General features: G+C 72.5%; 12 protein-coding genes. 7 read left to right on the top strand and 5 right to left on the bottom strand.

Annotated elements, in window-relative coordinates; genetic code table 11:
* The first annotated feature begins 410 nt into the window (after positions 1 to 410).
* The 5 genes from ACOBQU_RS02460 (at position 411) to ACOBQU_RS02440 (ending at position 5,992) form a co-directional block, all read left to right on the top strand.
* On the top strand, positions 411 to 1,823 hold the full coding sequence (locus ACOBQU_RS02460; protein ID WP_423624168.1) for a family 2B encapsulin nanocompartment shell protein: 1,413 nt from the start codon (positions 411 to 413) through the stop codon (positions 1,821 to 1,823).
* Positions 1,824 to 1,921: 98 nt separating this feature from the next.
* Positions 1,922 to 3,184 carry a family 2 encapsulin nanocompartment cargo protein terpene cyclase gene (locus ACOBQU_RS02455; RefSeq protein ID WP_423624167.1) on the top strand — a complete coding sequence of 421 codons (1,263 nt, stop codon included), beginning with the start codon at positions 1,922 to 1,924 and terminating at the stop codon, positions 3,182 to 3,184.
* Positions 3,185 to 3,199: 15 nt separating this feature from the next.
* A complete protein-coding gene (locus ACOBQU_RS02450) occupies positions 3,200 to 4,093 on the top strand; it encodes a geranyl diphosphate 2-C-methyltransferase (RefSeq protein ID WP_423624166.1) in 894 nt (297 codons plus the stop codon).
* A gap of 270 nt (positions 4,094 to 4,363) precedes the next feature.
* The gene (locus ACOBQU_RS02445) at positions 4,364 to 4,771 is read left to right on the top strand and encodes a hypothetical protein (RefSeq protein ID WP_423624164.1); all 408 of its coding nucleotides are present in this window, start codon (positions 4,364 to 4,366) and stop codon (positions 4,769 to 4,771) included.
* Positions 4,772 to 4,948: 177 nt separating this feature from the next.
* Positions 4,949 to 5,992, top strand: coding sequence for a sulfotransferase family protein (locus tag ACOBQU_RS02440; RefSeq protein ID WP_423624162.1), 1,044 nt, complete (start codon positions 4,949 to 4,951; stop codon positions 5,990 to 5,992).
* Here ACOBQU_RS02440 and ACOBQU_RS02435 read toward each other — a convergent pair.
* Entirely contained in the window at positions 5,979 to 7,286 is a 1,308-nt protein-coding gene (locus ACOBQU_RS02435; protein ID WP_423624160.1) for a hypothetical protein, read from the bottom strand. The two genes, ACOBQU_RS02440 and ACOBQU_RS02435, sit on opposite strands and share 14 nt — an antisense overlap.
* A gap of 469 nt (positions 7,287 to 7,755) precedes the next feature.
* On the opposite strand from ACOBQU_RS02435, the gene ACOBQU_RS02430 reads away from it, so the two are divergent.
* Positions 7,756 to 8,067, top strand: coding sequence for a YidB family protein (locus tag ACOBQU_RS02430; RefSeq protein ID WP_423624158.1), 312 nt, complete (start codon positions 7,756 to 7,758; stop codon positions 8,065 to 8,067).
* A gap of 104 nt (positions 8,068 to 8,171) precedes the next feature.
* On the opposite strand, the gene ACOBQU_RS02425 is transcribed toward ACOBQU_RS02430, so the two are convergent.
* The 3 genes from ACOBQU_RS02425 to ACOBQU_RS02415 all read right to left on the bottom strand — a co-directional run bounded on the left by ACOBQU_RS02425 (position 8,172) and on the right by ACOBQU_RS02415 (position 10,739).
* Positions 8,172 to 8,852: a pyridoxamine 5'-phosphate oxidase family protein gene (locus tag ACOBQU_RS02425; RefSeq protein ID WP_423624156.1), complete on the bottom strand. Its 681-nt coding sequence runs from the start codon at positions 8,850 to 8,852 to the stop codon at positions 8,172 to 8,174.
* Positions 8,853 to 8,951: 99 nt separating this feature from the next.
* Entirely contained in the window at positions 8,952 to 9,698 is a 747-nt protein-coding gene (locus ACOBQU_RS02420; protein WP_423624155.1) for a hypothetical protein, read from the bottom strand.
* Between the two features lie 30 nt (positions 9,699 to 9,728).
* A complete protein-coding gene (locus tag ACOBQU_RS02415) occupies positions 9,729 to 10,739 on the bottom strand; it encodes a hypothetical protein (protein ID WP_423624154.1) in 1,011 nt (336 codons plus the stop codon).
* 505 nt (positions 10,740 to 11,244) lie between these two features.
* Here ACOBQU_RS02415 and ACOBQU_RS02410 point away from each other — a divergent pair.
* Entirely contained in the window at positions 11,245 to 11,613 is a 369-nt protein-coding gene (locus ACOBQU_RS02410; RefSeq protein ID WP_423624152.1) for a hypothetical protein, read from the top strand.
* A 35-nt stretch (positions 11,614 to 11,648) separates the two neighbouring features.
* Here the strand turns inward: ACOBQU_RS02410 and ACOBQU_RS02405 are convergent, their stop codons facing one another.
* Positions 11,649 to 12,896, bottom strand: a complete 1,248-nt coding sequence (locus tag ACOBQU_RS02405) for a DUF2332 domain-containing protein (protein ID WP_423624150.1) — start codon at positions 12,894 to 12,896, stop codon at positions 11,649 to 11,651.
* Positions 12,897 to 13,022 lie beyond the last annotated feature (126 nt).

Genomic DNA, 13,022 nt, shown 5'->3' with positions numbered 1-13,022 from the left:
GGCCTTCGGGCTGCCCCGGAGCAGCGACGGCCCGCGGCAGCCTCCGGAACCCGGCCACGGCACGCGCCGGAATGGCCGAATACCGGCGATCACCGCGGCAAACACGTCACGCCACAAGGTCACCGCATCGAAGGAATGCCGCCCGGATCCAGGGGTGACGGGGGTCTGTCCGCCGTTACAGTTCCCTGAGTTCTGAACGGATTCACCGATTCACAGATTCATCGATTCACCGATATAAGTCCCTGCTTCGACCTCTACTTCTCCGTACTTCTCCGTACTTCTCCGTACTTCTCTGAACTCACCTCTACGTACCTCTACTTACCTCTAGTGACCTCTACGCCCCTGTACTTCTCTGTTTGCACAGGTATGCGCGTACGGTCCCAGTGCTTTTGTGAAGGAGAGCGTGCCCGATGAGCGTTGACGCCGAACCGGAGGCGCAACCGGCGGAGCAGCGGCAGACCAGCCTGAGCACGGCCGGTGCCCGCAACCTCGCCACCACCACCAAGACCGCCCCGCAGATGCAGGAGATCACCTCCCGCTGGCTGCTGCGGATGCTCCCGTGGGTGGAGACCAAGGGCGGCACCTACCGGGTGAACCGCCGACTGACCTGCACCGTCGGTGACGGCCGCATCGAGTTCGTGCAGGAGGGGGCGGACGTGCGCGTCATCCCCCAGGAACTCGGCGAACTCGCCCTGCTGCGCGGGTTCGACCAGCTCGACGTGCTGACCGAGATCGCGGGCCGGTGCGTGCAGCGTGACTTCCGGCCGGGCGAGGTGCTCGTCGAGCGCGGCGCCCCCGCCGAGCAGATCCACCTCATCGCGCACGGCCGGATCGCCCAGACCTCCGAGGGCAAGTACGGCGAGGAGATCCAGCTCGCCGTGCTCGGCGACGGCGACCGCTTCGGCGAGTACGCCCTCCTCGACGCGGACGCCACCTGGGACAGCACGGCCACCGCGGAGACGTCCGGAACGCTGGTGACCCTCTCCCGCGCCGACTTCGCCGCCGTCCTGGAGGCCTCGCCCCAACTGCGCGCCCACATCGACGAGTTCACCGAGCGATCCGGGCGTCGGCAGAACCGTCACGGCGAGGCCGAGATCGCCCTCGCGGCCGGGCACACGGGCGAGCCGCAGCTGCCCGGCACGTTCGTCGACTACGAACTGCGCCCGCGCGAGTACGAACTCTCCATCGCCCAGACCGTCCTGCGGGTCCACACCCGGGTGGCGGACCTCTACAACGGGCCGATGAACCAGACCGAGGAACAGCTCAGGCTCACCATCGAGGCGCTGCGCGAGCGCCAGGAGTACGAGCTGATCAACAACCGCGACTTCGGCCTGCTGCACAACGCCGCCCTCAAGCAGCGGATCCAGCCCCACTCGGGCCCGCCGACCCCGGACGACATGGACGCGCTGCTCTGCCGCCGCCGCGGCACCAAGCTCTTCCTCGCCCACCCCCGCACCATCGCGGCGATCGGACGCGAGCTGAACGCCCACGGCGTCTACCCCGACCACGTCGACCTCGGCGGGCAACTGGTCCCGGCCTGGCGCGGAGTCCCCATCCTGCCCTGCAACAAGATCCCCATCACCCGGCAGAACACGAGCGCGATCCTCGCCATGCGCACCGGCGAGGACAACCAGGGCGTCATCGGCCTGCGGCAGACCGGACTGCCGGACGAGCACGAGCCGGGCCTCTCGGTGCGCTTCATGGGCATCAACGAACAGGCCGTCATGTCCTACCTGGTGACGGCCTACTACTCCGCCGCCATCCTCGTGCCCGACGCGCTGGGCGTCCTGGAGAACGTACAGATCGGTCACTGGCCCGAGTAAGCCGTGGCGCACCTGCCCCCGCGCCCGGCGCCCCGCCGAGCGCGCCCGGCCCCTCGCGGGCCCCGGGGCAGCCCACCCACCGCACCTAGGAGTCACAGATGCCCGATCCCGGGCCCACCCTCACGCCAGCGACCCCGCCGTCGCCCCTGCCCTCGACCCCACCGCCGCCCCTCCCGTCGATGGCGCCGCCGGGCCTGCCCGCCGCCCAGGCCGCCGGAGGCACCGGGGTGGCCGAACCCGAGGTCAACCCCGCCTTCGCCCGCGTCCTGCGCGGCCCCAGCGGACTCGGCACGTCCGGACTGAGCCTGCTGCCGCGCCCGGAGCCGCCCGCGGCGCTCGCGGCGCCCGAACCGGAGCCGCCCGAGCCGCCCGCGCCCGCCGAGGGCCGCCCGGTCCCCGGGCTCTACTACCACCCGGTGCCGGAGCCCGACCCGCTGCGGGTCGAGGAGGTCAGCCGCCGGATCAAGCGCTGGGCGGTGGACGAGGTCGAGGCGTACCCGCCGGAGTGGGAGGACCAGTTCGACGGCTTCTCCGTCGGCCGGTACATGGTCGCCTGCCACCCGGACGCGCCCACCGTCGACCACCTGATGGCCGCCACCCGGCTCATGGTCGCCGAGAACGCCGTCGACGACTGCTACTGCGAGGACCACGGCGGCTCACCGGTGGGCCTCGGCGGCAGGCTGCTGCTCGCGCACACCGCGCTCGACCCGCTGCACACCACGGGGGAGTACGCGCCGGACTGGGCCGAGTCCCTGGAGTCCGACGCCCCCCGGCGCGCCTACCGCTCGGCCATGGCGTACTTCACGCAGCTCGCCACGGCGTCCCAGGCCGACCGGTTCCGGCACGACATGGCGCGCCTGCACATGGGGTACCTCGCGGAGGCGGCCTGGGCCGAGACGCAGTACACGCCGCAGGTGTGGGAGTACCTGGCGATGCGGCAGTTCAACAACTTCCGCCCCTGCCCCACCATCACCGACACCGTCGGCGGCTACGAACTCCCGGCGGACCTGCACGCACAGCCCGCGATGCAACGGGTCATCGCGCTCGCCGGGAACGCCACCACCATCGTCAACGACCTGTACTCGTACACCAAGGAACTGGCCAGCCCCGGCAAGCACCTGAACCTGCCCGTGGTGATCGCCGAACGCGAGGACGTCTCCGAGCGGGAGGGCTACCTGAAGGCGGTCGAGGTCCACAACGACCTCATGCACGAGTTCGAGGAGGCGGCCGCAGAGCTGGCCGCGTCCTGCCCCGACCCGCGCGTGCTGCGCTTCCTCAAGGGCGTGGCCGTCTGGGTCGACGGCAACCACTACTGGCACATGACCAACACCTACCGCTACAGCCTGCCCGACTTCTGGTAAAGGGGGACCTATTCCATGTCCAGCACCGATGTGACCACCCTGAGCACGTCCGTCAGCCCGTCCGTGTTCATCCCCGCCCCGGCGACGCCGTACCAGGGCGACATCGCGCGCTACTGGGACAACGAGGCCCGACCGGTGAACCTGCGCCTCGGCGACGTCGACGGCCTCTACCACCACCACTACGGCATCGGCGACGTCGACGTGGACGCGCTGGGCGACCCCAAGGACAGCGATTACGAGGCCCGGCTGATCGCCGAGCTGCACCGGCTGGAGTCGGCGCAGGCCTCGTTCCTCCTGGACCACCTGGGGAACGTCAGCCGTGACGACACGCTGGTGGACGCGGGGTGCGGGCGCGGCGGTTCGATGGTGATGGCCCACCAGCGTTTCGGCTGCAAGGTCGAGGGACTGACCCTGTCGGCCAAGCAGGCCGAGTTCGGCAACCAGCGCGCCCTGGAGCTGGGCATCGACGACTCCGTCCACTCCCGCGTCTGCAACATGCTCAACATGCCCTTCGAGACCGGTCAGGCCGCGGGCTCCTGGAACAACGAGTCGAGCATGTACGTCGACCTGCACGACCTGATGGCCGAGCACTCCCGCATCCTCGCCGTCGGCGGCCGCTATGTGACCATCACGGGCTGCTGGAACCCGCGCTACGGCCAGCCGTCGAAGTGGGTGTCGCAGATCAACGCGCACTTCGAGTGCAACATCCACTCGCGCCGGGAGTACCTGCGGGCCATGGCCGACAACCGCCTGGTCCCGCAGGCCGTGATCGACCTGACCCCGGCGACCCTCCCGTACTGGCAGCTGCGCGCCACCTCGTCCCTGGTCACGGGCATCGAGGACGCCTTCATCAACTCGTACAAGGACGGCTCGTTCCAGTACGTCCTCATCGCCGCCGACCGCGTCTGAGGCACCGCACCCCTCCCGGGGCCGGGTCCGTCACCCGACGGGCCCGGCCCCGGCGCGTATCCGGGACGGCCCGGTCCGCACGACGCGCAGCGCGGCGCACGGGGGCACTCCCGTGTCAGGGGCCGTGTCAGCACCGTGACTGCCCGGTGGCAGGGCGCCGGGCCACAGTGGTCTCACTGACACGGGCCTGGCAGCGCCGGGGCTACTCGACCGTTCAGCGGCCCGTCCGGTCAGTGGAGCGTCGTAACACATGCAGAGGAGCACACCACCATGTCCGTCACCCTTTCCGAGCAGGACAAGCTCACCCTCAAGACCGCCGCGCACGGCGCCATCGCGCTGCTGGCCGCGTCCGACGGCACGGGCTCGCCCCACAAGATCGCCGCCCAGGGCACCATCGCCCTGGGTTCCGGGACGGGCGCGGTCGGGCACGTGCTCGCCGAGCGCTACAAGGCCGAGGACATGAACGTCAAGTCCCTGGCCGAGATCGCCGACAAGGTGCTTCCGGCCCTGACGGAGTCCATGGCCCTGCTCAAGAAGCAGGACCCGGCGGAGGCCGAGAACTTCCGTGGCATCGTCACCATCGCCGTCGAGTCGGGCACCCAGGCCCGCAAGGGCGAGCCCACGCCGCCCATGGCCGATGTGACCCGCAAGATCATGGGTGCCCTCGACGCCGCCTGAGGCGGCACCACCAAGGGGCGGTCGGACGACGACGCCGCTGCCGGACCCCGCCGAGGGGCCCGGCAGCGGCCTCGTGCGGGGAGGCTCCTCCCCGGGGGAGTCCCGCGCCGACGTCCGGGGAAGCCTGCCCGTGATCGGGACGGGCCCCGGTCGCAGCCGCCGCCGAAGGAGCACCCCATGCGCACCCTGACGTTCGTGGTCGGCACCGGCCGCAGCGGGTCGACCGCGCTGTCCGGCATCGTCAACGCGCATCCGGACGTGCTCAGCCTCAACGAACTGCTGTCGTCGGTGCAGAGCCGCGGCTTCCCCGAGGGCCACCTCGCGGGCCCGGAGTTCTGGCGGCTGCTCGCCGACCCCAACCCGCTGTTCGAGCGGATGATCCGCAGCGGCGCGCCGATGCCGGAGTTCGTCTACCCGCGCCGCCCGGGACGGTTCGCGACGGACACCACCGGCATCCCCGCGCTGTCCCTGATGGTCCTGCCGCATCTGACCGACGACCCGGACGGCCTGTTCGACGAACTGGCCCAGCAGGTGCCCCGCTGGCCGCGCCGCACCGCCCCCGCGCACTATGAGGCCCTCTTCGCCCTGCTGTGCGCGCGCTTCGGGCGCACGGCGGTCGTCGAGCGCTCCGGCTACTCGTCGGACCGGGTGCCGCTGCTGCGCGCGGCCTTCCCGCAGGCACGGTTCGTGCACCTGGTCAGGAACGGGCCCGACTGCGCCCTGTCGATGAGCAGGCACACCGGCTACCGGCTGATCCACCTGCTGCGCCAGATCTGCGCGCGCACCGGCGCCGAGCGCGTCGAGGACCTGACGCAGGACCAGGTCCGCTCGCTGCCGCCGGAGCTCTCGGGGCTGCTCGCCGACCGCTTCGACCCCGCCCTCGTCCTCGACAGCGACCTGCCGCTGACCGGCTTCGGGGCACTCTGGTCGGAGCTGGTCACGCGCGGCGTGGACCATCTGAGCCGGGTGCCCGCCGAGAAGCGGACCACGCTCGCGTACGAGAACCTGCTCGACGAGCCCCGCGAGGAGCTGACCCGGCTCGCCGACTTCATCGGCGTGGAGCCGCTCCCGCGGTGGCTCGACATCGGCGCCGCCCGCCTGGACGCCGGTCGGCGGGGCGCCTCCCTGAAGCTGCCCGCCGCCGAACTCGACGCCCTGCGCGCCTGCTGCGCCCCCGGGGAGCGCGCCCTGGCCGGGTCGCGGCGGCTCAGGGAGTACTGACGGAGAACACCACGCGCCTGCCCTCGGTGGAGTTGATCCGCTCGTTGATGCCCCACAGCCGGTCCGTGGACCAGGAGTAGGCGAGGTTCTGCGTGTAGACGGGCGCGGAGGTCATGACGTGCGGCGCCGCGTTGGCCCGGGCCCGGTGCACGCAGGAGTACGGGTCGGCGGGGGTGCCGCCGCCCGCGCCCGTGGGGCAGGTCCCCGCCAGGTACCAGTTCGTGCCGTCGGTGGCCGCTCCCTGCATGGACCACACCGGTGAGGAGTACGCCACGGACGCGTGCCCCTGGGGGAGCTTGGTCGTGGCGTCGAGGGGCCAGCGGACGACGCGGCCGCCCGCCGCGTCCTTCTTGTACTCGGCCGAGACCAGGGCGTCCTGCCCACCGGTGCGGTCCAGGCTGAGGGAGTTCAGACAGGGGGTGGTGCCCGACGTCACGGAGCAGGGCGTGCCGCCGGTGGTGGTCTGGTACATCGCCACCATCGGCACGGCGTAGTTGTGCCACAGGCCCGACGAGGTCGTGCCGTCCACGCCGACCTCCTTGCCCTGCCTGTTCAGCTTCCAGATGTGCCGCAGGTCGTACACCTGGAGGTAGCGGCCGTTGGCGACGAAGGCGCGGTCGCCGTACCACACCACGCCGTCGACGTGATTGCCCGCGACCACCCGGAAGTCGCCCGTGCCGTCGGCGTTCCTGACGGGCTGGACCAAGAGCAGGTGGTGGTAGGTGGGCGCCGCGTTCGTGGTGTTCACCAGCGTCAGGCGGGCGTACTCGTCGCCGCGCCGCTTGGCCGGGTCGGGGTTGCCGAGGTCGGTGCCGTGGTGCCAGGTCGCGGCCTGGGCGGGTATGCCCTGCCAGGTGCCGTCGGAGGGCGTCCCGCTGTCGCTGTACGGCAGGGACAGGCCCTGCGGTGTCCAGCCGCCGTCGGTGGGGTTCCAGCTGCTCGACCGGTCGTCCTCCTTCTTCCAGCAGTAGCCGCCGGGCTTGAGGCTGGCGGACAGGCCGGTGTCGTGGCATAGGCCCGCGATGCCGGTGTGGCCGCCCGTGGTGAGGAGCGTCCTGACGTCGACGTGCCCGACGGCGCCGGTCCGCTCCACGGCCGCGACCGCCGCGTCCGTGCCGTCGGCGCCGTCCTGGGACACCACCTGGTGGAGCCTGAACTGTGCGACGGTGTCCGGGTCCACCTCCCCGAACGGCATGGCGGCGGAGGCCGGTTGTGCGGCGGCGAGCATCAGGGCGACGGCGGTGGCGGCCGTGGATCCGGCCGCGGCGAGTCTTGTACTCCATGGGTATGCCATGCATCGGACGATAAGACGTTCCCGCGGGCCGGGGCCCTCCGGGGCGGGTCAGGCGGTGCGGCGCATGAGGAGTACGAGGAGTACGAGGCCGCGGTGATCCGCTCGTCGAGGCCGCGTGCGCGGGCCAGTTCGGTGAGCCGGGTGGTCGCCACGGCGGAGACGTCGACGGCGGTGACCCGCCAGCCCCGGCCCACGAGCCACAGCGCGTCACCCCCACCATGATGGGCACGTTCCACGCCGCCAGCCGAGCGCGGGGATCATGTGCGGTGGCGTGGTGAACACCGTGAACGCGTCCCGGCGCGACTTGTTCACCTCTCCTCCGCATCCGCCGGGCAACTGTCCAACGCCGCTGTCACGTCTGGTCGTACGAGGGCACATCGACAGCGGGGAACGCGCAGGCGGACCCCTCGCGCTGGGCGATGGCGCCCGGACCGTTCAACCACAGTGCTACGCATAGGAGAAGAAACACATGGCTGCCATCGAAGCCCCGGTCACGCCCCTGGAGCAGCTGTTCATCGCCAGCCTCTACGACGGCAGCAACGCACCCGCCGCGTTCGAGGAGCTGCGGGCCGCGGGCCTGGGTGACCGGGTCGACTCCTGGCTGAGCACGGGAGAGAACCTGCCCATCACCGCGGACGAGATCGGCAAGAGCCTCGCCGAGCAGATCGGCCGCGTCGCCACGGTCACCGGCCTCAGCGCGGACGCGATCGCGCAGCGCATCGCGGAGATGCTGCCCGCCGTCGTGGACTCGGCCAGCCCGAACGGCGAACTGGCGGTCTGAGCACAGCGCGTCCAGCGCCGTCCCAGCACGGCGCTGGACGTCTGCACGGGCCCCGGCGCCGACCGCGTGGGCTGACCGGGCGGTGAGGGAGGTCCGGGGCCCGGCTAGCTCGCCCTCGTGTGGCCGCGTGCCGCGATGTGCGGGGGCGGGGCGATGCCCTCGGGCAGGAGCGGGTCGGGTTCGGGCTCGCCCCAGGTGGTGGTGAGCGGCAGGGTGCCCGCCCAGATGCCGAGGGCGGCGTCGGGGCCTTCGCCGTCGTCGGGCGCGCCGGTGCGGATCTTGACCGACGCCTCCTCCAGGGAGAGCGCCAGCAGGGCGGTGGCCGCGAGTTCCTTGCGGTTGGGGCGGCGTGCGTAGTCCCACTGGCCGGGGGCGGTGTGCTCGGTGAGGCGGCGCAGGCCCGCCAGTTTCTCCTCCGGGTCCGTCACCAGGCGCGGCACGCCGTAGACCATCGCGCTGCGGTAGTTGACGCCGTGCTCGAACACCGAGCGGGCGAGGACCAGGCCGTCCACGTGCGTGACGGTGACGCACACCGCCGCCCCGGGGGAGGCGACCAGGCTGCGGCTGGCCACCGAGCCGTGCAGGTACAGGTGTCGGCCGTCACTGCCGTACACGGTCGGCACGACCATGGGGACCCCGTCGACGACGACGCCCAGATGGCAGACGAACCCGGCTGCCAGGATCGCGTCGAGCTGCGCGCGGTCGCCGCTTCCCTGCTCGCGCAGGCGGCGGTGCCGGGTGCGGTCCGACTCGGGGAGCGCGGCGGGGAGGTGGGCGTCGGTCACGTCGGCTCTTTCGCGAGTGCGGAACGGCAGGGCTCGTACGGTAACGAAATCAGCCGCCGCAGCGCTAGAGGATGACGTAATCAGTGGCGAAGTGCTTGATCAGATACGGAAAGCGTCGCTGATGGTGTCGCCGGGCCGTTCTCTGAGGGGCGTTGGGCCGGTGAGGGCCCGGTCCGCCCGGTGGGGGAGGTCGTGCCAGGGGCGCGGGGCGACGACGGGCACCCCGGCGGCGCGTGCCTGGGCGGCGAGCCACCGGCCGTACCGCACGCTGACCCGGGCCCGGTGGTCCTGGGGCCCGGCCTCCGGTTCGCGGGCGTAGTAGTTCGCCGCGACCTGGTCCTCGTCGTCCTCGTGGACCACGACGGCCCGGACCAGACCTCCCGTGCCTTCGGGGCCTCCCGTGCCTTCGGTGCCCTTGGCGAGGGCCAGTCCGGGCAGGACGTAGTCACCCTCGATGATCACGGGGGTTTCGGTGTCCACGTGGTTGGCCACCACCGCCTCGACGGCCGGTGCCAGCGCGCGGGCGATCGCGATCTGCCGACGCACCACCGAGTCGGGAGCCTCGTACGCCGCCTCGGGGTGGGTGCGCCAGATGTGCACCTCGGGCAGGTGCTCGGGGCGGGTCACCGCCAGCAGCGCCTCCACGATGTCGTCGACCTCCACCACGGGGACGCCGTAGTGGAGGGCCAGCGCGCGGCTGACCGTGGTCTTCCCCATCCCGGACGCGCCGCCGACGACGAGGACGCGCCAGTCGGGGAGCGGTCGCGGTGTGGGGGAGCCGTCGAGGGCGTCGCTGACGGCGTCGCCCGCTCCGTGGTGCGCGCCGAGGTTCGCGGTGTCGTTCACGCGAAGACTGTAACGGCCACCGAGTAGCCCTTAGGGCGCTGCGGTCCCGGCGAGGTGGCGGCCGTGCCGGTCGGAGGCGGCGGGCGGGGAGGTGGCGGGCGCCGGTGTGGGGTCGTCGTTCGCGAAGCGCGGCACCTCGTCGTTCTCGTCGCGGCCGCCGTTCTTCTCGTGGATCCACTTTCCGGCGAGCGCCGGGATCCACGCCGAGTACGCGCTCTGGGTGAGGTCGGCGGGGACGTCGGCGCCGCGTCGGTTGAGGTCGGCGGCGGGCAGGCCCCGCGTCGGATCGATGCGCTCGGCGGGGGAGTCGGCCATGGTGGTGTCCCACACCTGGAGGGCGAAGGTGGTGCAGTTGCGCGCCGGTGCGCCCGCCCAGCCGCCGGTCAGCAGATACGTCCAGTCCGGCAGCAGGGTGTACTTCTCGCCGATCTGCCCGCGGCGGGCGATCTCCCGCTCGAACGCGGTCCGCTGGCCGGGGGTGAGCACCTTGCAGCGGGCCGCGCGCGGGGCGTACGCGCCGTCGCGGTCCTGCTTGCGGCTCGGGCGGTCCCACTCGACGAGCGGCTTGCCGGGGGCGTTGATGTCATAGCCCGTGTAGTTGACGGACATGCCGTCCACGGCGCTGCCGTCGCCGTTGCGGCCGTCGGGGTCCTCGGGCTGGAAGGAGTAGGTGTCGTAGCGAGCCGTGCCGCCGCCCGCGAGTGCGCGCTCGAAGGCGCCGTCCTTGTGGAAGCGCACCAGCCAGCTGTGCCCGAACACGTGCTGGCTGACGTTGAGTTCGTACAGCAGCTTGCTGGTCTGCTCGCCGTAGGGGAGTCGGCCGTACGTGGCTTGGAAGTCGTCGGACTTCCAGAGCGCGTAGGCGCGGGTGCCCACGTCCCAGACGTAGCCGCCGGTGGTCTTCCGCGTGATCTCGGTGCTGTAGACGCACAGGGTGTTGTCGGCCGGGGCGGCGGTCCGCGTGGCCGGGCGCGGTGCCTGGGCCGCGGCGGCCGGTCCGGAGGAGAGGGCGAGGACCAGCGGGACGACGGCACAGGACAAGGGAAGGAAATTGCGTAAAGTCACAGCAAAGGTATACATGCACCTGACCAGTCATGATCATTTAGTGATCCTTTTTGAGCCAAGGTTCACTGTCGTCCGGCGCGGCTCGTCGGGCGCGGTTCGCTGAAGGTGCGCGCCAACGCGCCGGTCGCACGGGGTTTCGAACGGTGAAGCCCTGTGCTGGTGCTGGTGATTCGGCGCCATGGACGCTTCCTCGTTGAACGCACAAGCGGCTGGTCAGGGGCGATGTCTGGAAACAATCTTCCCGGCCCCGGCGGCGTTCGCGGACAGTGGGCTTGCTGCTCCGCGGCGATGTCGGCGCCCCATCGGAGCGGGCAGGCCAACGCCCCAGACCTCGGCCTGCTTCGGGCTTCGCCTGGCCAGTCCCCCTCGCCGGGCGGGGCCCGAACACGGGGCGGACCCTGGACGAGAGGGCCGGGCGGGAGTGAGGGGAGACCCGGACACGGCCTCGGCCTCCTGTGTCCCAGCGGGGGACAATCGGGCGGTGACCGTCATCACCTGCGCGCACTGCCAACAGCCCCTGACGGGCGAGCTGCACGAGGTTCCCTTCCCGCCCGACCCCGCCGTCTTCACCGGTGAGCGGATGGGCGTGCCGCTGCTGGACCGGGGCACCTACGCGATCAGCCCCGCGACCCGCGCGATCGTCCTGCACCCCGACGACGCGCTCGGCACCGTCCCGCACGCCTCGCTGGGGCGGCGCGGCGGCTGCTGCGGCCCCGACGGCCTCGACGGACCCAACCTCCTGTGCCGCGGCTGCGGGGCCGAGGTCGCGACGGAGCAGACGGACTGCTGGGTCGAGCACCTCGTCGCCGTCAGCCCGGAGGCGGCGGTGCTCGGCACGGGCGAGCACTAGCGGCCGGGGCAGCGCGGGAGCCGGGGAACCCGGACTCAGGAGTCCGCCAGCCACGACAGGAGCCGCCCCCGGGACCAGCAACGGCCCACCGCCTCGGCCCGCAGCGCCGGTCCGTCGAGCACCGCCAGGCCGATGATGCTGTGCCCGGAGGCGTGGCGGTCGCCCAGCGTCGGCACCGAAGGGGCGACACCGACGCCCTCCACCGACACCCACGCCACCGCACGCACGGCCGCCGCCTCGTCGAGGCGGTGCAGGAAGCGCAGCCGGTCCTCCAGCGGGAAGCGGGACAGCGCCCAGGTGGTGGTCACCACGGGCAGGGCGCCCGCGGGCACCCGGGCGAACGCCTCGGGCAGCACCTCGACGGGGTCGCCGCGCAGCAGCAGTGGCGGGTCCGCCGCCGCCAGCGCCAGCTCCGCCCGGAGCCGCGCGCCGCGCTCCCGGTCGTCCGGCGGGAGGCAGGCGCGCAGCCAGCGGACGTCGCCCGCGTCCGTCACGTCGACGGGGTCGCGGTCGACGCCGACCCGGGCGACCACCTCGGGCAGTGCCGCCGCCGGGACGGGCCGGTCCCCCACCACCGAGGCCGTCAGCTGGACGGGAGACGACGGGTCGCCCAGCACCCGTCCGTCGCCGTACGCGATGCCCACGCGGTCGACGGTGAGATTGAGCCCGGTCGAACAGCCCACGTCGATCAGGCCGATCGCGTCCGCGCCCGCCCGGCGCGCCGCCTCGGCGACGGCCGGGTACAGCACCGCGCAGCGCCCGGCCTCGCCGGGGCGCGGCGTGCGGCGTACGGCGACGGCCACGACCGAGTCCGCCATGCGGCGCAGGGTGTCGACGGCCGCGTCCGCGGCGGCGTCCCCGTCCTCGGCGGCATAGGCGGCGGCCAGCGCGGGGGCGCGCCCGGCGAGGGCGAGGTCGTGCAGCGCCGCGAGGATCACCGCGGGGTGCCGCTTACGCGCCGGTGCCGACTCGATGGCGCGCAGCGCCTCGGGGGACCGGCTCAGGGCGGTCGCGACGCGCCGGTGCAGCGGGGACGCGTCGGCGGCGTCGGACGCGCCAAAGCGCCGGTAGACCTGGGCGAGCGTGCGGGCCCTGCCCGCCGGTGCGGTCCCGCCTGCGGGTGCGGCTCCGCCCGCAGGCGCGGTCCTGCTCGCGGGTACGGCTCGGTCTGCGGATGAGGTTCTGTCCGTGGACGCGGCGGCTCGGTCTGCGGATGAGGTTCTGTCCGTGGACGCGGCGGCCCCGTCCGAGGACTCGGCTCCGCTCGCGGTGGCTCCTGACATTCCGCCTACTCTAGGGATTCGACGGTGCCCCGGCCCTTCCCCGGCGAAAGCTCCTGCCCAAGTCCTCTGGCTCCCTTGGTCTTACGGCGGCGGGCACCCCGGGCCCCGTACGGCTGGAACCCGGCT

The organism is Streptomyces sp. G45 (genome assembly GCF_049542095.1).
GTDB lineage: Bacteria > Actinomycetota > Actinomycetes > Streptomycetales > Streptomycetaceae > Streptomyces.
The sequence above is the reverse complement of the archived record's forward strand: the minus strand, read 5'-3'. Positions and strand labels throughout refer to the sequence as shown.

What these genes read in the sequence shown, in the direction of transcription:
- ACOBQU_RS02460 (WP_423624168.1), top strand. Translation starts at nt 411, where the DNA reads ATGAGCGTTGACGCCGAACCGGAGGCGCAACCGGCGGAGCAGCGGCAG.
- ACOBQU_RS02455 (WP_423624167.1), top strand. Translation starts at nt 1,922, where the DNA reads ATGCCCGATCCCGGGCCCACCCTCACGCCAGCGACCCCGCCGTCGCCC.
- ACOBQU_RS02450 (WP_423624166.1), top strand. Translation starts at nt 3,200, where the DNA reads ATGTCCAGCACCGATGTGACCACCCTGAGCACGTCCGTCAGCCCGTCC.
- ACOBQU_RS02445 (WP_423624164.1), top strand. Translation starts at nt 4,364, where the DNA reads ATGTCCGTCACCCTTTCCGAGCAGGACAAGCTCACCCTCAAGACCGCC.
- ACOBQU_RS02440 (WP_423624162.1), top strand. Translation starts at nt 4,949, where the DNA reads ATGCGCACCCTGACGTTCGTGGTCGGCACCGGCCGCAGCGGGTCGACC.
- ACOBQU_RS02435 (WP_423624160.1), bottom strand. Translation starts at nt 7,286, where the DNA reads ATGGCATACCCATGGAGTACAAGACTCGCCGCGGCCGGATCCACGGCC.
- ACOBQU_RS02430 (WP_423624158.1), top strand. Translation starts at nt 7,756, where the DNA reads ATGGCTGCCATCGAAGCCCCGGTCACGCCCCTGGAGCAGCTGTTCATC.
- ACOBQU_RS02405 (WP_423624150.1), bottom strand. Translation starts at nt 12,896, where the DNA reads ATGTCAGGAGCCACCGCGAGCGGAGCCGAGTCCTCGGACGGGGCCGCC.